The sequence below is a fragment of the Paenibacillus xylanexedens genome, from assembly GCF_007680605.1.
GTDB lineage: Bacteria > Bacillota > Bacilli > Paenibacillales > Paenibacillaceae > Paenibacillus > Paenibacillus xylanexedens_B.
Genome location: NZ_VEIO01000001.1, coordinates 261079 through 283211, shown reverse-complemented (window position 1 = coordinate 283211; position 22133 = coordinate 261079). Strand labels below are relative to the sequence as shown.

Annotated in this window: 14 protein-coding genes and 2 tRNA genes; 3 read left to right on the top strand and 13 right to left on the bottom strand. The window is 46.5% G+C overall.

From position 1 onward, the window contains the following. Positions 1–22 precede the first annotated feature (22 nt). Entirely contained in the window at positions 23–2389 is a 2367-nt protein-coding gene (locus tag FS818_RS01480) for an endonuclease MutS2 (RefSeq protein WP_145328951.1), read from the bottom strand. A 194-nt stretch (positions 2390–2583) separates the two neighbouring features. Here FS818_RS01480 and FS818_RS01475 point away from each other — a divergent pair, with 194 nt between their 5' ends. Both FS818_RS01475 and FS818_RS01470 read left to right on the top strand, forming a co-directional pair. Further along, the gene (locus FS818_RS01475) at positions 2584–2943 is read left to right on the top strand and encodes a phage holin family protein (RefSeq protein WP_145328949.1); all 360 of its coding nucleotides are present in this window, start codon (positions 2584–2586) and stop codon (positions 2941–2943) included. Positions 2944–3165: 222 nt separating this feature from the next. Next, positions 3166–3537 (top strand): cupredoxin domain-containing protein, encoded by a 372-nt coding sequence (locus tag FS818_RS01470; protein WP_145328947.1) that lies wholly within the window; start codon positions 3166–3168, stop codon positions 3535–3537. Between the two features lie 103 nt (positions 3538–3640). Here FS818_RS01470 and FS818_RS01465 read toward each other — a convergent pair whose 3' ends face one another. The 4 genes from FS818_RS01465 to abc-f all read right to left on the bottom strand — a co-directional run bounded on the left by FS818_RS01465 (position 3641) and on the right by abc-f (position 12492). Beyond that, complete coding sequence (locus FS818_RS01465; RefSeq protein ID WP_145328945.1) at positions 3641–6487, bottom strand: cell division protein ZapA; 2847 nt, start codon at positions 6485–6487, stop codon at positions 3641–3643. Between the two features lie 138 nt (positions 6488–6625). Beyond that, positions 6626–9079, bottom strand: coding sequence for a phenylalanine--tRNA ligase subunit beta (pheT, locus tag FS818_RS01460; RefSeq protein WP_145328943.1), 2454 nt, complete (start codon positions 9077–9079; stop codon positions 6626–6628). Positions 9080–9136: 57 nt separating this feature from the next. After that, positions 9137–10171, bottom strand: a complete 1035-nt coding sequence (gene pheS, locus FS818_RS01455) for a phenylalanine--tRNA ligase subunit alpha (RefSeq protein WP_145328942.1) — start codon at positions 10169–10171, stop codon at positions 9137–9139. Between the two features lie 419 nt (positions 10172–10590). Continuing rightward, the gene (abc-f, locus tag FS818_RS01450) at positions 10591–12492 is read right to left on the bottom strand and encodes a ribosomal protection-like ABC-F family protein (protein WP_145328940.1); all 1902 of its coding nucleotides are present in this window, start codon (positions 12490–12492) and stop codon (positions 10591–10593) included. Positions 12493–13033: 541 nt separating this feature from the next. Here abc-f and FS818_RS01445 point away from each other — a divergent pair. Then, positions 13034–13378 carry a hypothetical protein gene (locus FS818_RS01445; RefSeq protein WP_145328937.1) on the top strand — a complete coding sequence of 115 codons (345 nt, stop codon included), beginning with the start codon at positions 13034–13036 and terminating at the stop codon, positions 13376–13378. Positions 13379–13663: 285 nt separating this feature from the next. On the opposite strand, the gene FS818_RS01440 is transcribed toward FS818_RS01445, so the two are convergent. The 8 genes from FS818_RS01440 to FS818_RS01405 form a co-directional block, all read right to left on the bottom strand. Further along, positions 13664–13734, bottom strand: a tRNA-Gly gene (locus tag FS818_RS01440). An 11-nt stretch (positions 13735–13745) separates the two neighbouring features. Further along, positions 13746–13819 (bottom strand) — tRNA-Pro (locus FS818_RS01435). A gap of 142 nt (positions 13820–13961) precedes the next feature. Then, positions 13962–16088: a bifunctional diguanylate cyclase/phosphodiesterase gene (locus FS818_RS01430; protein ID WP_145328935.1), complete on the bottom strand. Its 2127-nt coding sequence runs from the start codon at positions 16086–16088 to the stop codon at positions 13962–13964. 308 nt (positions 16089–16396) lie between these two features. Then, the gene (locus tag FS818_RS01425; protein WP_145328933.1) at positions 16397–17353 is read right to left on the bottom strand and encodes an aldolase catalytic domain-containing protein; all 957 of its coding nucleotides are present in this window, start codon (positions 17351–17353) and stop codon (positions 16397–16399) included. Between the two features lie 83 nt (positions 17354–17436). After that, on the bottom strand, positions 17437–18657 hold the full coding sequence (locus FS818_RS01420) for a hypothetical protein (protein WP_222128804.1): 1221 nt from the start codon (positions 18655–18657) through the stop codon (positions 17437–17439). Between the two features lie 95 nt (positions 18658–18752). Then, positions 18753–19868, bottom strand: coding sequence for a DUF58 domain-containing protein (locus tag FS818_RS01415; RefSeq protein ID WP_145328928.1), 1116 nt, complete (start codon positions 19866–19868; stop codon positions 18753–18755). A 4-nt stretch (positions 19869–19872) separates the two neighbouring features. Then, positions 19873–20823, bottom strand: a complete 951-nt coding sequence (locus tag FS818_RS01410) for an AAA family ATPase (protein ID WP_186331607.1) — start codon at positions 20821–20823, stop codon at positions 19873–19875. A 135-nt stretch (positions 20824–20958) separates the two neighbouring features. Beyond that, on the bottom strand, positions 20959–22065 hold the full coding sequence (locus FS818_RS01405) for an ATP-binding protein (RefSeq protein WP_145328924.1): 1107 nt from the start codon (positions 22063–22065) through the stop codon (positions 20959–20961). Positions 22066–22133 lie beyond the last annotated feature (68 nt).

The window sequence follows — 22133 nt, the reverse complement described above, 5'->3', positions numbered from 1 at the left end:
TTGTTGTTTATTCATCCTGAGGCTATTCCAGTTCAGCGACGGTTACACCGTTGCCTCCCTCTCCGTAATTGCCTAGACGATAACTTTTAATATGTTTATGCTTCCGCAGGTAATCCTGAATACCCGTACGCAAAATTCCTGTACCTTTACCATGGATAATATACACTTGACCCAAGTTGGCAAGGAAGGCTTCATCGATGAAACGATCTACTTCCATCAGGGCCTCTTCCAGATTAGCCCCCCGCAGATCCAGTTCACTCTTCACGTTATCATCTCGAGTACGCTTCATGCCTGTGACCGGTTTTTGCTTTGGCTGTTTTGCCGCTGGTGCTGTCTGTTGCAACTCCAAATCATCCAGCGACACTTTCATTTTCATAATGCCGAGCTGTACCACAGCATCCTTGCTGCCTGCCATCTCCACGACATGCCCCTTCTGATTGAGACTGTAAACTAAAACTTCATCACCTGGGCCAATCGCACGTGCTTTCGGAGCAGCTGTCTTTTTCACCGTTTTTCTACGTTTTTCCGGCTCTGCTTCATCCAGCTGTTTACGAGCAGCGATCAACTTATGCTCCTTGACAGAAGCACCCTCCTCCAGAGCCAGCTGACGAAGGTCAGCAATAATTTTTTCTGCTTCTGCACGAGCCTTATCTACGATGCTACGCGCATCTTCCTCCGCTTTTTCAATCCGGCGGTCACGCTGTTGTTCCAGCTTTTCCAGCTCGGCTTGATGGCGGCTACGCAATTTTTCCATATCCTGGCGAAGCGTTTCTGCTTTCTGACGCTCTTGTTCAGCTGTTAGACGGTTCTCTTCGAGCGAAGCGATCATGTGTTCAATCCGCTGATCTTCTTCTTTCACTTCACCGCGTGCATAATCCAGAATGTAACCCGGAAGTCCCAAGCGCTCTGCAATCGCAAAAGCGTTACTGCGTCCCGGTACGCCGACAAGCAGACGGTAAGTCGGACTCAGTGTATTAATATCAAATTCCATGCTGGCGTTAATAACGCCTTTACGCTCGTAAGCATAAGCTTTCAACTCACTATAGTGAGTCGTTGCCACCATGCGGCAACCTGTCTGGTGCATATGCTCTAGCATGGAGATGGCGAGCGCAGAACCTTCTGCTGGATCTGTCCCTGCTCCAAGTTCATCCAACAGGATGAGACTTTTCGGCGTCATATTTTTCAAAATACGAATGATGTTGGTCATATGGCTGGAGAACGTACTCAGATTCTGCTCGATACTCTGCTCATCACCAATGTCGGCATAGATCGCATCAAATACACATAACTGACTGCCGTCTTCTGCTGGAACAAACAATCCCGACATCGCCATCAAGCTTAACAGACCGATGGTTTTCAACGTTACCGTTTTACCACCTGTGTTTGGTCCAGTCACGATAATAGAGGTGTAGTCGTTGCCAAGCTCTACATCAATTGGAACGACATGTTCAATCGGAATCAGCGGATGACGTCCCTTTTTCAGCTTGAGGAAACCTCGATCATTCATTCGAGGCAGCGTTGCTTTGAGCTCACGGGCTAAACGCGCTTTGGCAAAAATAAAATCAAGCGATGCCAGCAAATCGACATCATATAACAGCCACTCTCCCTGCTCACTGACAAGGGCCGTCAATTTTTGCAAAATGATCTCAATTTCGCGTTCCTCCCGAATCCGGGTTTCGCGTAATTTATTGTTCATGGCCACGATGGATTCCGGCTCAATGAAAAGAGTCGCTCCTGAGCCTGACTGATCATGGACTATGCCGCCGAAATAAGAGCGGTACTCTGCTTTGACAGGAATAACAAATCGATCCCCACGAATCGTAATGAGCTGATCTTGCAACATTTTGGAAACGGTGGACGAACGAATCATTGAATCCAGCTTCTCCCGAATCCGTGCTTCTCCCCCGCGCAGTTCGCGGCGAATCTGTGCCAGCGTTACACTCGCACTATCTGCAACCTCCGCATTATCATCAATACAGATACGGATCGCATCTTCAAGTTCCTTCTGCTCAGACAACTGGTCACTGATATAGAAGAGCGACGCTATCGGCTCGTCCTCATGTAGCGTTGCAATCTGACGTTTCAACCGTCTGGCCACATGTGTCGTTGTAGAAATACCCAGCAGTTCATGCGGGTTGAGTGTGCCTCCAATCTCAGCACGTTTTACAGAAGCCGTGATGTCTACAATCCCGCCAAAGGACGGAGAACCTTTGAGACGCTCAAAGGTGAAAGCTTCATCCGTTTGTTGAAGTAATCGTTTTACTTCCTCCAGATCACTATTAGGCTCAAGTTGCTCTGCTTTTTTCTTGCCCATTGATGTTTGAGCGAAGCTAATCAATGTATTTAAAATTTTACGATATTCCAAAGTGTGTAATATTTTCGTATCCAAGTGTACAACTCCTTCCAAACTATACCTGTATTATAACGAAAGAAACTTTGTTGCGCTATTTAACGAATCCTTCCACACATAACTTGGGGTATGACGCCACAAACTACATGTGTCAGGATTGTGCTATTCAATTTTACTCCCTTAGAGTTCCCATGTTTATGCACAATCCAATCTGAATAAAGGAGGTAACCCCCATGAATTTTCTGGGCCATGTCGTACGATTTATTATCGCCGCTATCGTGTTAATGGTTGTAAGCTGGATCGTTCCCGGTTTCGCCGTTGGTGGTTTCTGGAGCGCGCTGATGCTTGCGTTGGTCATCGCTTTGCTGGGCTGGATCGTTGAAGGCATCTTTGGCAGAAGAGTGAACCCTTTTGGCCGGGGAATCGTCGGCTTTATCGTGAGTGCACTGGTCATTTGGCTGGGTCAATATGTGGTTGATCACGTTGAGGTCAGCCTGCTCGGTGCCATTCTCGCCGCATTGGTCATCGGGATTATCGATCTCTTCATTCCGGTATCCACACCGTTTGATGCCGGACGCAGCTCCAAAAGCTAAAGACTGACTGTCATACTGCTAGCGCTCTAACAAGATATCTAAACCTCGGAAGGCCATTGGCCTGAAGAGGTTTTTCTTTTTGCACATCAAGTGATCAGCGACTATCGATAAATTTCAATAAAACGACATACCCCACATGTACAGGCATCGCCAGATTGCGGTATGATGACTTGAGAAATCATTCAAATTTTATCCATCCCACACGCCTGAAGGAGGTACATGATGAAGAAAGGTATAACATGGCTTGCCGCGTGTATGTTAATTCTTGTTCTTGCTGCATGCGGTAGTCCCAAAGATTCAGGAGCATCCGAGCCAGAGGTTACAGCCAGTGAACAACTGGTGATCAAGGCAAGCAACTACGAATTCGATCAACCCGAATATCGACTCAAAAAAGGTGTGCCTGTGAAGATTGTTTATGAAAACGTCAACGGAAATCACGGTTTGCTCGTGCCTGAGTTCAATCTTCGGTTAGACACCCAAACAAGCTCCAAAGTCATCGTCCCTGACAAAGTCGGGGAGTTCGAAATGTCATGTTCCGTTTTTTGTGGTTCCGGACACAGTAGCATGATCTCCAAAATTATAGTAGAAGAATAACACTTCAAGACAAGAGCCCCCGTAGCGACGGGAGCTCTTTTTTGTATTATAACAAATAATGCAAGAGTTCGCTGGTCAGCACATCGACAAAAAGAGTCAATATTTACGTCTGATCCTGCTCAATCAATTCAATCCATTCGTTATATTCCGTCTGTAACTTTGTATATTCATCGTGAAGCTGACGATATTTCGTATTGAGCTGCTCCGCCTTTTCTTGTTCCATCTCCCGCTCAACCTGCAACAATCGAAGCTGGTTTGCCGTTAGTTCATAACGTTCACTTATTTCTCGCAGTTCATTCTCCATGATCTGCTTCTCCTCGTCTGCCTCCACTTGATGCTGTTCCCGCTGTGAACGCTCCTTGAGCAACAGATCACGTTCTTGTACCAGTTCCTCCAGCTTCTCTGAACTTGCTGCACTCTCTCTTTGCCACGCTGTCAATTCACTCTCCAGTGCTGTCCAGCGATCCTGCCATGCCTGCTCCTGCTCCGCCCATTCGTCAGCACGTAGCTTCCATACCTGTTCGTTCTGCTCTGCCGACTCAGTTACCAGTTCCAACTGTGAACGAAGCTCTTCTTCACGTGTCATCAGTTGCTGGATACGAGAAGACAGTTCCGACTGATTGGCAGACAGATCCTCATGTTTAATTTGCCATTCGAGAGCTTCCTCTTCCGTCTGCGCGAGCTGACTCGCTTGCTCCGTATAACGCTTGGCAAGTTGCTCAGCGGACTGTCTTGCTTCGTTCAGCGATTGCTCCAGCGCATTCTTCTCCGCTTCGAGTTCACTCATTAGGGAACCGGTATTCTCTTCTCGTTGAAGAGCATCACTGTAATCGTTACGGATCTGCTTGTATTGTTCCTGCAGACGGCTTAATTCCTCTTGGGCACTATGCAATTCATCGCGAGTATTATTTAGCTCCTCATGTTTGTCAGCTAACTCCTTATTCTTCTCAGCTAGCTCCTCATGATTATTATTTAGTTCACGGCGTGTGCCTTGTAAATCCTCATTCATTTGTTTGAGTTTCTCTTCTAGGATCTCGTTTTCTTTCTCATAACGAACAGCCTCCTCATTGTAGAGGCGCGCTTCTTCCTTCACGACGGAAAGTTCATCATGCAAGGACTGTACACCAGACTCCAGCGTTTCATTCTGCTCAGCTGCTTCGAGAATCTGATTCTCCAGATCTCCAATATCGGCGAGTCGCTGTTCAGCAAGATCTTTCCAGGATTGTTCCCTCTCCGTCAGCATTGTTATCTCATTTTGCAATGTACGTACAGCCGCATGTGCCTGCTCCAGCACCTTCTGCAGTCTGCGCTGTTCTTCTTCTGACTTCGCTTCTGCTTCAAGCAAATGCTGTGCATCCTGTTCAAGCTGGGTATGCTGTTCCTGCAGTTTGCGCAGTTGAGCGGTTAGCGCTGTTTCACGATCCACTGCTTCATTATACTGATCTTGCAACTGTTGCTGTGACTCCTGTGTCTGTTTCAACGACTGCTCCGTTTCACGAAGTTTGTTTTGCAGATCATTGCTGCCTTCTCTCAACTGCTCCACTTGTTGCTGGAGCTCCGCGATCCGACGTGTCTGAGTCTCCTGTTCCTGAACACGGATCTCGTGCTCCTGTCGCAACGACTCCACTTGGGTACGTTCCGCCTGGAGCAACTGTTCTTGCTCAGAAACCACTTCCTGCGTATGTTGAAGCTGACTCCGAACCTCGCCCAGTTGTTCATTGATCTCCGTTATGCGAGCATTTGCCTGAGCACGTTCTTCCTCCAACTGACGAGCCAGTTTACTCCGCTCCTGCTGTAGCGTTTCTTCAGCCGCTGCCGTTGCCTCAGCTGCACGGGTAGCCGCTACTTCTTGCTCTTCTTTCAATTGCTCTTCATAGAAAGCCTCTTTCTCCATCCATTCAAGCTCGGATTGCTCGGAAAGAGCTCTAAACTCAGACTTCTGTTGCTCCAGAGCAGCCTGGTGCTTCTGTTCAGCTTCAGCAAGCCATGCTTCACGCTCTTGTTTCGCTTGTGCTTCGAACGCTTCTGCCTGCTTCTGTGCTTTCTGTTCGGCTTGCTCCAGACGCTGCTTCATTTGATTTTCAAGTTCGCTATATTGAAGGGTCGCCTCTTCCTCCACCTGTCTCAATTTGGCTTCAGCCTGTTCCAGTTCAGAGAGGATCGCAGCTTCTGCCTCTTCTTTGGCCGCTTGTACCTGCTCTGCCGCCTGAACCTGCAGTTTTTGGCGCTCTGCTACTGCCTTGCTTTCGGCTTCCTTCAATTGTGCCGCAGTTCTTTCCTGCAGCTCTTTGTACTCGGTCGCGGCTTTGGCCCGCACCTGCTGTAGCTCAGCTGCCGCACGGTTCTGTGCTTCTTTAAGTTGCGACGCAGATTGAGCCTGTAATTGTTTAAGTTGGTTTGCTGCTTTTTCCTCTGCTTCCTTTACACGTGTATTAGCTTTCACTTCTGCCTCTTTGAGTTGTGCCGCGGCTTGCGCCTGCATCTTCTGGATCTGATCCTTCATTTGGCTGCGCTCTTGCTCCAACATCGCATTCAGCTTGGTGATTTCAGCCTGCTTGTCTGCGGTGAGCTTTTGCAAAGCCTGCTCTGCCTCAATCTTCTGCTGGCGAACCTCAGCGAGAGACTGATCTCGCTGTTGCAATTCTTTTTGGTGTTCGCTCTGAATGGCGTTTAATCGGTTTAATTCATTTCGAAGTTCTGTACGTTCTCCCGTGAGCATCTTGAGCTCATTTCGGATCTCCTGCGTCTGAAGAGACTGCTCAGCCATATGTACGGCCGCAAGTACAGCAATACGCGGCGTGTCCAAACGGGAATGACTTTTGGAGATGGCGCTCATACGCTCATCTACCAGATTAGCTACTTGTTTCATATAATCGGCACTGCTGCCGACCAGTTTATAGGAAGTCCCGTAGATCTCTACGGTGACGCGTGTACGATCAGGTGTAGTCACAGTTGTGCCCTCCTTCAAGTCTGTATGTTGATTCTAAGCTGTAATGACAAAAAAGTCACATCGATCCTCTATTGCTAAGGATTCGATGTGACTTCGAGCAATTCCTGCTAATCTTTGTTCAAAAAATTGACTTCTGTCCTATTTGCGCAGTTCTGCGTTGAATTGCTCTTCCAAACGTGTTACTACCCGTGCATGAGCTTCGGTAACTTCCTCGTCTGTCAACGTGCGTTCACGGTTTCGGTATACCAGAGCCATGGCCACACTTTTCTTATCTTCACCCAGCTTGCTGCCTGTGAATACGTCAAATACCTGTACGTTCTGCAACAGTTCACCCGCACATTCACGGATGGTACGGAGCATGTCGCCAGCTTCGATATTTTTGTTTACCACCACAGCAATATCACGCTCTACCGCCGGGAAGCGCGGAAGCTCACGATAACGAATATCCGCATCCGCTTCCTCATATATCCCTTCAAGAGCAATTTCAGCAACATAAACATCATTCAGATCATATTGTTGCTGTAGTTCTGGATGCAACTGACCGAGAGTACCGATCAATGTGCCTTCACTTCCATCTTTGCCATCCAGATAGATGGAGGCAGAACGCCCTGGATGGAATCCTTCCGGACTGTTCGCTACAAAGCGAATCCGTTGCTCCAGCCCCAAATAAGCAAACAAGTTCTCAAGTGCACCTTTGATGTCAAAGAAATCCACTTTCTCTGCCCCTACATTCCATTGTTGCGCTACACGGTTACCCGTAAGCAACATGGAGAGTACCGGAATTTCATGCGGTTGCTTCGTCAGCTTCTCTTCCTCCGTGAAGAAAACACTGCCTACTTCAAACACGGCAAGCGAATCCTGCTTCCGATTCATGTTGTATACAGCAGCATCCAGCATCTGCGGCAAAATGCTCGTACGCAACACACTACGATCTTCACTCATCGGCATAGCCAGCTTAACCGCTTTGCTACCTTGTGTCAGCGCAGGGAACAGCACTGCTTTGTCTGGATGAACAAAGGAATAACTGATCATTTCCTGCCAGCCGCTACCAGACATCAACCCACGGATCGTACGACGAATGGCTTGAGGACGGGTATATGCGCCTGGTGTAGTCGTGCCTTCGATCCACGTTGTTGGAATGTTGTCGTACCCGTATAGACGGGCAACCTCTTCGAACAGATCCACATCTATCGTGATATCCCCTCTGCGAGTAGGCACTTCCACATCGAGAACACCCTGCTCCGCATCACCACATGCAAAGTGCAACCGGGCAAAGATTGTTTTCACCTCAAGCAGAGAAAGATCCGTTCCCAAATAACGGTTAAGTCTGTTCAGAGACATTTGAATGACACGCTTCTCGGAAGCTTCAGCGCCAGCTTGCACAATCCCTTGATATACTTGCCCTGATGCATAACGCTGAATGAGTTCAGCCGCACGATCCAGAGCCGTTATTACCGCACCCGGGTCTACTTCTTTTTCAAAACGCAAGCTTGCTTCGGAACGTAGCCCCAGTTGGCGCGACGTCTTCCGAACCGTTCCGCCATCAAACTTGGCGGACTCCAGGAGCAGATTCACGGTGCCTTCCGATACCTCGGAATTTTCACCGCCCATAACCCCGGCGATGGCAACCGGCTTCACGCCGTCGGTAATCAGCAGCATATGCGGTTCCAGCTTACGCTCCTGTCCGTCCAACGTCACAATCGTTTCGCCTTCGTGTGCCATGCGCACTTCAATGCGGCCGTTCTCCAGCTTATCTGCATCAAACGCATGCAGCGGTTGCCCGTATTCAAGCATGACATAATTCGTAATATCCACGATATTGTTAATCGGACGTACGCCCGCTGCCATGAGACGGTTCTGCATCCAGAGCGGGGAAGCCCCCAGCTTGATTCCAGTCACATAGCGAGCTGCATAATGGCTGCACTGCTCCTGGGCCTTGATCTCCACAGAAATATGATTAGCCGCTTCATCACCGGCTTCGACCAGCTGATCTTTCGGATTCGGCAACGTCACTTCGCGTCCCAGGATCGCCCCCACTTCGTATGCTGCACCGCGCATACTCAAAGCGTCGGAACGATTCGGCGTCAAGTCAAGCTCCAGCACATGATCATCCAGGCCCAGCACCTGGCTGATTGGCGTGCCGATCTCTGTGTTTTCCGGCAGAACAAGAATACCTTCCTGTTGCTCTTTAGGCAGCAATTTGTCGTTCATGCCAAGCTCTTTGGCAGAACAGATCATACCAAGCGATACAACGCCGCGCAGCTTCGCTTTTTTAATATCCAGCCCGCCTGGAAGCTTCGCGCCAACAAGGGCTACCGCTACTTTTTGACCCGCATCCACATTTTTCGCGCCACATACGATCTGTAGCTCTTCCTCTTGTCCTGCATCAATCACACAGACATTCAGTTTGTCCGCGTCCGGGTGTTTTTCCTTGCTCTTCACATAACCAACAACAACCTTGTTTACCCCTTGGTTGCGGTTCTCCACAACATCAATTTCGATCCCTGCACGGGTGATTTTTTCTGCCAGCTCCTGCGGGGTTACACCTTCAAGGGCAATATAATCAGACAGCCAATCTGTCGATACTCTCATGCACGTTCACTTCCTTAATCTTTGTATTAGTTTGACGTTCATTGACATTCAATATAATTACAGACGTCCGAATTGCTTCAGGAAGGTCTGGTCACTGTTATAGAAATGACGGATGTCATCTATGCCGTACTTCAGCATCGCGATCCGCTCTACACCCATACCAAAGGCAAAGCCACTGTATTTCTCCGGGTCATATCCGCCCATCTCCAGCACTTTCGGGTGAACCATACCTCCGCCCAAAATTTCGAGCCAGCCTGTTTGCTTGCATACACGGCATCCGCTACCACCGCATTGTACACAAGTTACATCCACTTCCGCACTTGGCTCGGTGAACGGGAAGAAGCTTGGACGCAGACGAATTTCCGTGTGAGCGCCGAACATTTCACGCACAAATTGCAGCAAAGTTCCTTTCAAATCACTCATACGAATGTTTTCACTGATTACAAGGCCTTCGACTTGATGGAACTGGAAGGAGTGTGTCGCATCGTCATCATCACGGCGATATACTTTACCTGGGCAGATGACTTTGACAGGCACTTCACCTTTCATGCTCTGCATCGTACGAACCTGTACCGGAGAAGTATGTGTACGCATCAGCAGGTCCTCGGTAACATAGAAGGAATCCTGCATATCGCGCGCCGGGTGGTTCTTTGGCAGGTTCAGGGCTTCAAAGTTGTAATAGTCCATCTCCACCTCAGGACCTTCTGCTACGCGGTATCCCATACCGATAAAAATATCTTCAATCTCCTGCACCACTTTGGTCAGCGGATGCAGTCCGCCTTGACGTCCGCGGCGACCCGGCAAGGTTACGTCAATCTTCTCGGATTGAAGGCGCTTCGCAGTCTCTTCCTTTTGGAACTGCTCCTGCTTGCGATCAATAACCTCTTCAATCGCTCCACGAACCTCGTTACCCACTTGCCCAATGACTGGGCGCTCCTCTGCACTAAGCGCACCCATGCCACGCAAAATTTCAGTTAACGCACCCTTTTTCCCCAAATACTTTACACGCAGATCACTAAGGGTCTGCGGATCGTTAACGCCGGATAGCTGTTCCAGCGCTTCAATCTTTAATGCTTCCAAACGTTCTTTCATGTGTAATTGCCTCCTTTAAATGCTGTTATTACAACAAAAAAAGGCCTTTTCTCCCCAAAAGGGACGAAAAGACCGTGGTACCACCCTTGTTAGACTTCCGTTGTCACATTGCAACAAGCTCTGCAACACGTTCTGTCTCACTTTGTACGGAATAACGACCGTTAACCGTTTACCCCTACTGTCGTCTCTGTGTCTGTACACATCATCAGGTTCAGGGAACCGCTCCGGAGTGAATTTCGGCAGCCTGGTTCTACAGAAACGCTCTCAATCTACGGCGCTTCCTCCCTGTCCAGAGGCACTGCTTACTTGTCTCCATCAATACGTTTGTTCAAATTAACATAACCTGTATCGACACCAATGATCGATGATCGTTCATTATTATATGCAAAATACGGCAAAATAGCAAGCATGCCCCGTTGCTAATTTGCAGATGTACCTTGATTCCTCAGCTCCTTTAACCGTTGCTGAATGTCACGAATCTCGGCTGCTTCCGCCTCCCTCTCTTCCGCAGGTTCGATAGGCTCAAAGCGTTCTCGTTCCATTCCCGCTACGCTCACCGGAGAGAGTAATTCAGACAGCCTCATCTCCAGCCGCAGACGTTCATCGTCTGAATCACGTGTGTCCAGTGCAGACTCCCGTAGTTGTACCGTTTGTTCCCAATCCGCCACGCCTCCTTCAAAAAGTGATGCTGTGCCGTCCGACTTCAAGTCACATAGACGATTCGCCAGCGTTCGGACTAACATCCGGTCATGGGATACAATCACCAGTGCGCCGGTGGCTTCTTTTAACACATTCTCCATCACTTCCTGGGTGTCGATGTCGAGATAATTCGTTGGCTCATCCAGTACAAGCAAATTAGCACCGCCGAAATACAACCGTAGAAATGCTACACGGCATCTCTCCCCCATACTTAAATCTCCAATGCGCTTAAACACATCTTCTCGTGAAAATAAAAAACATCCCAGAATGGTTCGGGCGGCACTTTGCGTCATAGAAGGGAGAACCAGTAAGCTGTCCAGTAGCGTTACATTCTCAGGCAATCCCTCCAGCTCTTGTGAAAAGTAACCGATGCTAAGCTGGGGATGACGGCTAACCTTTCCCTGCGAAGGCTGAAGCTCTCCAATTATTAATTTCAGCAACGTGCTCTTGCCCGTTCCGTTCGCTCCACGCACGGCAAGCCGATCCCCACGTTCGACTGCCAGCCGCAAATCATGAAGAAACGACTGCTTTGGATCGTACGAAAAGCTTACTTCTTCCAGCGTAAGAAGTTGATGTGCACCGAGTGAAGTCATCTGTAGCTCCATATTCAGTTTCGTGGCTTCCCGTGGTTTATCCACCCGCTCATTTTCGAGCCGCTCCAGCTGCTTCTGTTTGGCATGGTAACGCGAAATATTTTTATTGGCTCTGGCCTTGTAGAAGCTCTGGGTAATCTTTACTTCCTGACCTCCTGCCGAGTTATGAGCTTTATGGAACCACTGCTGATAATTACGAATGGTTTCCTCCAGTGCTTTACGTTCCAGTTGCTGCTTGCGATAAATTGTCTCCTGTTCCTTCAGTTCCCGCTCTTTATGGCCTTTATAATCGGTGTAACCACCCTTATATTTCGTTAGTTTTTCTGCACTGAATTCAATTACACTGGTCGCTACCCGGTCAATAAATGTCCTATCATGTGATACAAACAGCACCGTTCCCTCGTATGAGGATAGCCATGTCTCCAGCCAACGCATGCTCTCTTCATCCAGATGGTTGGTTGGTTCATCCAAAATCAGAAACTTGGGATTACTGACCAGTAGTCCTGCAAGCCGTGCCTTCGTTTTCTGACCACCGCTAAGTGATTGATAAGGCCTGCTCCAGTGTTCTGTAGTAAGCCCGAGACGGGTTAATACCTTCTCTACCTCCGTTTCCCACATGTAGCCGTTCAATTGCTCATATTCCTCCAAAAATCGGGCATATTCGTCCAGCAAAGTGTTATCTCCGGTAGCATCAGCTTCGCTCAATCGGCGCTCGAGTTCTTCCAGCTTCCGCTTGATTTCATCAATCCGTCCACTCTCCCGCCTTACTGCATCCAATACATTTATCCTACTCGGTACCTCTGAACGCTGACGCATGAACCCCCATTCTGACAATGGAAGTTGACGATCAATACGTCCACCTCCATCCTCCTCGCCGAGTATAATCCGTAAAAGTGTGGTTTTGCCGCATCCGTTACGGCCTAAAATGGCGAGTCGTTCGCCTTCGTTAATTTCAAGGTTTAATCCCGCAAACAATTCATTACCGTTCCATTCTTTTGATACTTCATGCAAGCGCACCAATGTCGTCATGAGTCCTCATCCTTCCTGAAAAAAAAATCAAAAAAACCGCTGGCATCAGCCGGCGGTTTAGCAATTTTTAATGGATAAACGGGTTCAAAATACAGATATGAGGACTACCATAGCATGAACAAAGAAACCCTAACGAGGGCATGCGCAAGCCGAAAAACTTGCTTCTTCCATACTATTCCCTATAGCTGAATTTGGACACACGAATCCCCTCATTGCTCAGCCGCTCGGCTGACTGCGTCATAATACAATCTGCAGTTAACTGGGGTTCACTTCATGTGTCTTACTTCATTGGACGTATGGTTACCTCTCATTCATGGGTAGTATCAATTCTCCGTTATTGTACCAGATCATTGAAAAAAAGCAACTAATGCTCGAATTAGTCAAGAAAAATTAGAAAGGAAGTGAGCGTTAATGCTAAGTTTATCCAATTATATAAAATAAAAATGAATATAATATTTGTTTTATATGTAAAATATTAGTTGATTTTTACACTTTTACTATGATATGCTTAGCTCATACTAATTCTATAGGAGGCGTGTTTATGAAAAATTCAAGAAATATCTTTATTTTATTGACACTTTCAATCTCGCTTTTTATTCCCTCTTCAATATCTTCACAAGTTTTCGCTAAAGAAATTACAACAGATTCTTCTGTTGTGACTCAAGGAGATCTCATCGCAACTGTTAATTTCAACATGCTTAGAAATTCAAACGTAAAGTTATTCTCTTCGAATTCGAATGTTCAAATCCAATCTGGCGGACACCTTATTTCAATAAGTCCTGGTGGAGTTGTTTCATCTAAGAATTCCCTTGGAACAGCAGTTGTGTATTCCTATAATCCTAATGGGGATTATGTAAAATACGTTATAAGTATCAACGCAACATAATGTACTTTAAAAGCAAAGATTTCTGGGTTTGTAGCTTGAAATAAATGTATTTATCCGAGGTATTATAAAGCCACATGTTGTTTTTCATAAAACATATTTGCATAAAGAAATCGCCATCTTAATTTATGGCGGTTTCTTATTTTTCCCCCTCCTACATACTTTAGAAATAGAGATTTAATAAATATATGTCCTAAATTCCAAGAACGAAAATAATCTAACCATATATCAAATTTTACGCAAACAAAAAACCCTTGATAACCAAGGGTTTTCAATGTACTACTATTAAGCGGGTGATGGGAATCGAACCCACGCTATTAGCTTGGAAGGCTAAAGTTCTACCATTGAACTACACCCGCAAAATGAACAATCGGGACGACACGATTTGAACATGCGACCCCCTGGTCCCAAACCAGGTGCTCTACCAAGCTGAGCTACGTCCCGTTAAATTCCAAATGGAAGTTAACAGTGATTTTACAAAACCTAATATACCACGATCTGCTCTATCGTGCAAGGTACATCGGCAGTTTTTTTCCTAAAACTGGATTCCAGAAAGGCAGGAACGCTCTCGCGGCCCTGCTACTCCTTATCCCGCAGGCTTGTCAATATCTCTAAGGAACCTTTGCTCAAAGTCCGCCGCTTCAATCGGTTTACCGAAAAAATAACCTTGTGCCTCATGACAATGCTGATTGCGGAGAAACATCATCTGTTCCTCGTTCTCAACACCTTCTGCTGTAACCTTGAGTTGTAAATGGTGTGCCATCGAAGTAATCGTGGATACAATAGCAGCGTTATTGCTGTCTTCCATTATTTCATTCACAAATGATCGGTCGATCTTGAGCCGGTCAATCGGCAGATCCTTGAGATAATGTAGTGAGCTGTATCCCGTGCCAAAGTCATCAATACTGATATGTACACCTATCTCCTTAATTTTATGAAGCTGTTCAAAGGCCCGGTCTTTGTCAAACGTCATGCTCTCCGTGATCTCCAGTTCAAGCCATGCCGGTTCAAGTCCCGTTTCTCTGAGAATACTGTTGATGCTGTCGAGCAGGTGCGAATGTCTGAACTGTCTCATCGACAGGTTAACGGATACACATAATTTGCGATATCCCGCTTCCTGCCATAGCTTGTTCTGTGCACATGCCTCTCGTAGCACCCATTCTCCGAGAGGAACAATCAGTCCGCTCTCCTCGGCCAGTGGAATAAACTCTGCCGGTGACACTGAACCGCGTTGCGGATGATGCCATCGCACAAGAGCTTCCATGCCTACGATCAGTCCGCTTTGCAGATTCACCTGGGGCTGGTATACCAGATAAAACTGCCCTCGAGCCAGTGCTTTGCGCAAATCATTTTCAAGTTGCAATCGTTCCTGAGCTTTCATCTGCATGGCATGTGCGTAGCGGTTGAGTTCAATTCCCTGCTCCTTCGCACTATGCAGAGCCGTATCGGCATTCTGAATAATCTCTTGGGGAGATTCTCCATCATAAGGAAAGATCGCCATGCCTATGCCCAGCGTAAGATGATATTCGCTCCCATCCACCATAACCGGTTTCTCAAAAAGTTGCAGAATGGACCGCGTCCGGCGTAATGCCGTATCTGTACTATAAAAGTCCGTCATGGTCAGCGCAAATTCATCTCTACCTAGACCAAACACCTCTTCTCCCGGAAGAGATGAATGATTCAATCGCTGTCCAACCTGACGCAGAACCCGATTAGCTGCTTGTTGTCCCAGGGAGTCATTTATGGTTTTGAAACGGTTAATATTAAGTACAAGTACACCGACGAGCTTTTCCTCCACAACAGCATCATCCAGCATGAGTTGCAGACGTTGACTTAGGCGCCGGCGATTTGGAAGGCCGGTGACGTCATCATGGTGTGCGATATAATTCATTTTGGCCTCAGCGGCCTGTTGTTGCAGGAAGGGCGTGTCAACTACAGATGCATAGAGCCCCTTTTGAATGAAAAAGTAGCCCAAACAATTGCTGAGCATACCAAGCAGCAGATTGAGATCGTCCACTACACTTGCAGTCACGAAATACCCCTGACCTAGCAAAAAACAGAGTATACCGTTCAGGATAGGTGGTAGATCGGCGTTTTTTGTCTTTTTCCACTGCACATACAGAACGATAGCCCCAGTAACATACAGCAGACCTGCAACCCAATGCAGGCGAGTGAATACTTTACCAAGTAGATGACCATCAAGCATCTCAGGTAGAAAACTCCACTCTTGAATAGAACAGATGTACAAAATCAGAAAGGCACCAAGGGTAGCGCTGAACAGAAGAAATTTGCGCGGTAATGCAACTTGCTTCTCGTGTACGCTATATATAAATAACAGTCCCACAGAACAAACCAGCGATCCCATCGTTGACATCATTAATGAAAAATCGGATTCCATCATCGCTCTGTTAGGAACTTCTTCTGCAAACGAAACGATATGCACCAGTTCAAATAGACCTAACATTAAAAAGAGTGTTGTCATTAACACTCTGCGTAGCGTCAATTTTTGAGTTTGAAATAGCCAGCTTTGATTATAAATACCGATACATGCGGCCGTTGCAGCAAATCCACCTAGAAGTGTTATTACCGGGTAACCCGAAAAATTCAGATCATAGCCTGAAGAAGAACGAAACCATTGACTTACGAGGAAAAACAATAAGCCGCCGATGGCGACCCAACCTATTTGACTCTGACCTTGCGTTTTAAACTTCATGCCATGTTTTCCTTCCCGGGATCACTATCCTGTAATACGTGTACAACTGAATTCTATTGATCTGATTCACCAAGTATATTACACATTTCGACAAAAACATATATTGACCACTGTTTAATTTAAAAATCCATATATTCTATCTGGTACATAATAACATTTAAATCCCTATTCGTGAACTAAAAAATAGTTATAAGTAGGAATATCTATTCATGAAAACGAGTAAAAACAAGGCACAAAGAACTAAAAAAACATGGACCTCGAATTAGGGACCATGTTTTTTTAATTTACAACTGTATTTAAGACTATTTTTATTTATCGAAGTTTACTTCAGGCGTTGTCAACTTATCATAGAAGTCTACGACTTTGTCTTTGTTCTCCGATGAACGAAGTGCCATAGCCGACCGTGGATGCTCGTCCAGCGTACCTGTAATCATGTAAGGCAGGATATAACCCCACTCTTCTTTTTCTCTCAGTGGAACCATAAGCTGTTCCAACACTTCAAGTACTGGACGAAGATTATACTTGGTTCCTTTCAAATGCGCTACCAGCAGTTCTGTTGGGCAGTTTCCTGCCGCGCGCCCCATACCGTATACAGAAGCATCCAGCAATTCAACTCCAAGTTCAGCGGCTACAAGCGTGTTAGAGAACGCAAGTTGCATGTTGTTATGCGTGTGAACGCCAAGACGTTTGTTCGGAAGATGAGTTTTGAATTTCTCCACCAGATATTTCACATCGTTATGATCCAGACTACCGTAAGAGTCTACGATATAGACGACATCAACGGAGCTCTCCTTGATCATTTCAAAAGCTTCCAGCAATTCATTCTCCATCACATTCGAGAGTGCCATAATATTCAGTGTTGTTTCATAACCGCGATCATGGAACGTTTGCACCAGTTGAAGCGCCTTGTCCACATCTTTACTGTAACAAGCGACACGAATCAGATCCAGCATACTCTCACTGCGCGGTAAAATATCGTTCTCATCTACACGTCCTACGTCCACAAGTGCAGACAGTTTGGTGTTGCCTTTTTGCGGAATGACTTTACGAAGAAAATCATCATTCAGGAAGCGCCAAGGTCCGGCATCTTCGGAGCCTTTGAGCAACTTCGGCGAATTTTTGTAGCCAATTTCCATATAATCAACGCCAGCTTCATTCAGCCCTGCATACAGCTTTTGAACAAAGTCGACGCTAAAGTCCCAATTATTCACCAATCCACCATCACGAATGGTACAATCTACAATTTTACTATGATTTGTCTTCATTAATGTCTGCTCCTTTTCTGACCAACTTGTGTATTCCTCTCATGATACTTGAACGTGACAAGAAAAGTAAAGGGATTCCGGGCTTATTTACGGTAAGATTTCCAGATTCGGTCCATCTCCATCATATCCGGGTTATGTTCATCTTTCTTACCGTAGCGCACAGCATTATAGATTTCAGGAAGCCTCGTTGCCAGCTCTTCCTCTGTCCCCTCTTTACTCTTAGGATTACTCTCCTTAATGCTTTCCGCTGTCTCCAGCGGCGTATAAGACTTCTCAACCTTTGCTCCCCGATCCATCGCATTGCTTACCCATACCCGATAATAGTATCGAATACGTTCTCCAGCCTGAGTGGGAACAGGTTCCTTTTTGCGGAACCATCGTTTACGAACCTTTGTGGGCACTTCCAGCGTTTCGCTGATATCAACATAATCTGTTTTCGGTTCTTGTCTTTTTTGAACAGGCTGTAACAATCCTTTGAAACGCTCCGCCAGTTTATCCATGATGGTTCTGCCCAGTTTGACCAAAAGCCATAAAATCACTGCCGCCGCTGCTCCAAAAACGATCCAGCCGAGGATTTCCCAGAATAAAGAAGGATCTGAAGCTGGCTCTCTGAACTCATCCGGCAGGTTCATCGGCTCATTCGGCATCTCAGGAGTAAGTGGCGGTTCCTGAGGTGAAGAAGCTCCGAACAGACCTCTGATCCACGCAAGCAGACGATCCCGCAACGGTGCAAGCCATGCAGCAAGACTCGGAAAAGCACCAATACCTGCAATAATAATTAACATCCATATGATTCGAAGGTGGTTTGCCCGTGTGAATTCCCGCAGTACCAATCTGCGCTTGCCATCATTAAGTACCGCACGATCCAGTTGTGCCCTGTATTGTCCCACAATCCAACATCCAAAACTGATGACTCCAGCAGCATAGATGTAGCCCGTGTACATCTGCATCGGTAGCATGAGTTCAATCTGCATTGCCGCGATCGTGGATACAATGGCACTGATTACACCCACGAGTTGCAGGCGCCACAGTCTGCTCGAATGAAAAGCAGGATCAAAATGCAAACCTGAGTATGATGCAATAAATAAACCCGCCCCAAGCGTAATGATTGCTGGGAGTGAAAGCGTCAGTAACATACCAGAAACCCATACGAACAAAATACAGATAACAAATGCCGTCAGACCTCGAACGAATGCGTTTTTCTCTGCAATGCTCGTAAAGCGATGTTGAATCCATAGACCGAACAGGCCTGCCATAACATACAAGCAAAACAACAGATATGGAAAATAAGCACGGGTATACAATGATGTGATCGTAAAGATTGGAAACAAATATATCCCTATTGAAAGAACAGCCCACATGGATATGATATGTGTTCGCTTTATTGCATCATTTTCACTCATACGCCCACCGCCCCTGTATTACGCTTCAACTGTTCTACAGGCAAAACCGTTACCCGATGCCCCTGCTCATGCAAACGTCCGATTTCATGTTCCATGGCAGCCGAGACATATGATGTAATCAACAAATAACTGCGAATCTGTTGTCCTTCTTCATTCAATCGTACTTCATCTTGCAAAAACTGCTCCATCGGTACCAAACACTTCAACTCAGTTTCAGCCATAGCTTCCAGTAACATCTCCAGATGAGGTGTGCCGTAATCCGGTTCAATACGAAGTACATCGCGTCCCCCGCCTACACGGTAGCCGTTATGTGCAAATCCAGCAGGCAATCCTCTTCCAATGGCCTCTACCGCTGCAGTGGCTGCGTAGCGGAGTGCCTGCTCAATCAGCTCAGGCCGAGTAACCACACTCCACATCTCAGCAGAGTCCTGTATATTTACAATAATCCATGACTGGGGATCTGCCGTCCAGCCTTGCTTGTACACCTGAAGTTCTCCTGTCCGCGCACTTGCTTTCCAGTGGATACGATTCATTGGATCACCAGCCCCGTAAGGCCGCACCCCCAGGATTAGAAACGGGTCTTCCACAATCCAGCGAGAAACTTCCACCTCTCCTTGCCACACCTGATAGATGGCTGGCATATCTTCAGTGTTTACCAATGAAGGATATACAATCATCGTCATCTGCACAGGAATCGGCTTGGAGGAACGCCATACTCCAAATAAGTCTCCACCGGTCATGGTAGTTGTATCCATCGTGTACACACCCCGCTTGGAGCAGACAAACGGATGAGTGCGGGTAATGCGATTATACGGTTTTAATGTGAAAACACTCTTATGGTTCTGATAAATATTACCTTGGCTAATATCCATACCTGAACCTGAACGAAACACAAATGAAGCAGGCATCATTGCTTCAAGTCTAAGCCAAGGTACAGAAATTCGTTTTTCATTGGATATCGTTTCAATCATCTCCAGTTCATCACCAGCGTAACACCGTGTTTTGCTGAACTGTCTACTGTACTTGAGATTTCGCAACACAGGCCGTCCAAACCATATGCCGTGCAACACAATCACTAAACTTCCAACAACGACAAGCCATAGAAGTGCCATAAGCTTAACGTCCGCCTGTAGTAAGTGTCTCGGTTGGCACCTCGGTTTCGGTCAGAATCTGTTGAATGATAAGTTCTGCAAGTCCTTCTTGCTGTCTGATTCGATTACGAAACACCAGGCGGTGAGCCAGCACAGGCTCTGCCAGTAATTTAATATCATCAGGTACAACATATTCTCTGCCATGAAGCGCGGCCCATGCCTGACTAGCTTTTAGAAGCGCCTGAGCCCCCCGTGGACTAACCCCAAGTGACAGTTCAGGATGTTTTCTCGTTGCTTCAGTGAGCTGTACAATATATAGCAGGAGGTCCTGGTTTACGTTAACCGTTTTATACGTTTCCTGTGCTCTCAGAAGTTGCTCGCGCGAGATAATAGAAGACAGATCATTTACTGAGCGGTTGGCCACCGTCCTTCTTAGGATCTCTACGCTTTCTTCATCAGTTGGGTACCCCATACGAATCTTCATCATAAACCGGTCCATCTGAGCTTCGGGTAACGGAAATGTTCCTTGATTATCAATAGGATTCTGAGTCGCGATAACGATAAACGGCCGCTCAAGCTGCCTTGTTGAACCATCAATACTGATCTGGCGTTCTTCCATACATTCAAGCAAGCTGGACTGTGTACGTGGTGTTGCTCGATTGATCTCATCCGCCAGTACAAGATTCGCAAACAGCGGTCCGGGCCTGAATTCGAAATCCCCTGATTTTTGATTATAGAAATGGATACCCGTCAGATCGGATGGTAGCAAGTCAGGTGTAAACTGTATCCGCTGAAATGTGCAGTCCAGTGAAGACGCCATCGATTTGGCTAGCATGGTTTTCCCTGTACCAGGGACATCTTCCAGAAGTACATGACCTGATGCAATAATCGCTGTCAACATCAGTTCCATCGTATGCTCTTTACCTACGATCACTTTGCCTACATGTTCAATGAATTGTCCGTTCATTTGCTCCATATCTTGAATATTCAAAGAAATCCCTTCCTTCCGCGATGCTTATGTATTCGCATTCATTTCTAACTATAACCCTTATCCTGCCAACAAAAAACAAAGGAATCGGCAAAATACCGATCCCTTCAGTAAGCGTTTGTGTCAATTCACCAGTGGAAGCTTGATCATAAAGCTGGTGCCCTCGCCCTTTTTACTATCCACCGAGATGGTACCCCCATGATTTTTAATAATACGGTAACTCACGGAAAGTCCCAGACCCGTGCCGCTTTCTTTTGTAGTAAAGAAAGGATCGAATAATCGTACCAGCGTGTTATGATCCATACCTCGTCCATTATCCGCAATCGTAATTTGCACAAAATTATTTTCCGTAGCTGTTGTGATTCGGATCAAGCCTGTATATTCTTCACCGACTTCTTCAATCGCGTCCATTGCATTTTTGACCATATTCAGAATGACCTGTTTGATCTGTTTCACATCAATGGATACATTAAGCGGGGTGTCATCCACCTCCAGCAGAATTTCGCATCCTTTCATCAACCCTTCACTCTCGGTCAATAGAACAACCTCTTTAAGCAAAGATTCTACGGTCATGACCGTTTTCTGCGGAGCTGAAGGCTTCGAGGAGTTCAGAAATTCATAGATAATGTCATTTGCCCTGTCGATCTCGGTGAGTATGATTCTGGCATACTCGTCTTTACCCAGCTGTAGCAGATGAGGCCGAAGTAACTGGATGAATCCGCGAATGGCTGTTAACGGGTTACGAATCTCATGAGCAATTGATGCGGAGATACGGCCAAGCATAGCCAGTTTATCGTTTTGATAGGCCGTCTGCTCGATCTGCTTGTAATCCGAAACATCCTTGACACTAAAAAGAAAATCGCCATCCATCTGATCACCATAGGTCACGGTCACAAGCCAGTGCCTTCCATACTCATCCGTCAGTTCATGATAACGCTTACGATGAAAGATCGTTTCCCGATAAATTCGTAAAATTTTCTTTTTCTTAAATCGAGTCATCTGGGGCAAACGCAACATCTGCATCAACGTGCAACCGCTTAACAGATCTCTAGGCAACTCCAGTAGTTTAGCCATCTGAACGTTAATAAACGTCAAGACCCCATGATTATCAAATAACATAATACCGCTATCCATGTGTTCTAGCACATTTTCATACTTATTGTTATCCAGATGTACTTGAGGAATCACATCCGTTGGTTGAGGCACTATGTCCTGAAATTCACGAATCACTTCAGGTTCCTCCTTTTCACGTAAATGATAAACTTTGCCGTTCGGACATCATATCATCACAGAAACAG

Excerpts from the sequence above, each read along its gene's own strand:
- FS818_RS01475 (WP_145328949.1), top strand. The coding sequence starts at position 2,584 with ATGAATTTTCTGGGCCATGTCGTACGATTTATTATCGCCGCTATCGTG.
- FS818_RS01470 (WP_145328947.1), top strand. The coding sequence starts at position 3,166 with ATGAAGAAAGGTATAACATGGCTTGCCGCGTGTATGTTAATTCTTGTT.
- pheT (WP_145328943.1), bottom strand. The coding sequence starts at position 9,079 with ATGAGAGTATCGACAGATTGGCTGTCTGATTATATTGCCCTTGAAGGT.
- pheS (WP_145328942.1), bottom strand. The coding sequence starts at position 10,171 with ATGAAAGAACGTTTGGAAGCATTAAAGATTGAAGCGCTGGAACAGCTA.
- abc-f (WP_145328940.1), bottom strand. The coding sequence starts at position 12,492 with ATGACGACATTGGTGCGCTTGCATGAAGTATCAAAAGAATGGAACGGT.
- FS818_RS01445 (WP_145328937.1), top strand. The coding sequence starts at position 13,034 with ATGAAAAATTCAAGAAATATCTTTATTTTATTGACACTTTCAATCTCG.
- FS818_RS01430 (WP_145328935.1), bottom strand. The coding sequence starts at position 16,088 with ATGAAGTTTAAAACGCAAGGTCAGAGTCAAATAGGTTGGGTCGCCATC.
- FS818_RS01425 (WP_145328933.1), bottom strand. The coding sequence starts at position 17,353 with ATGAAGACAAATCATAGTAAAATTGTAGATTGTACCATTCGTGATGGT.
- FS818_RS01415 (WP_145328928.1), bottom strand. The coding sequence starts at position 19,868 with ATGGCACTTCTATGGCTTGTCGTTGTTGGAAGTTTAGTGATTGTGTTG.
- FS818_RS01410 (WP_186331607.1), bottom strand. The coding sequence starts at position 20,823 with ATGGAGCAAATGAACGGACAATTCATTGAACATGTAGGCAAAGTGATC.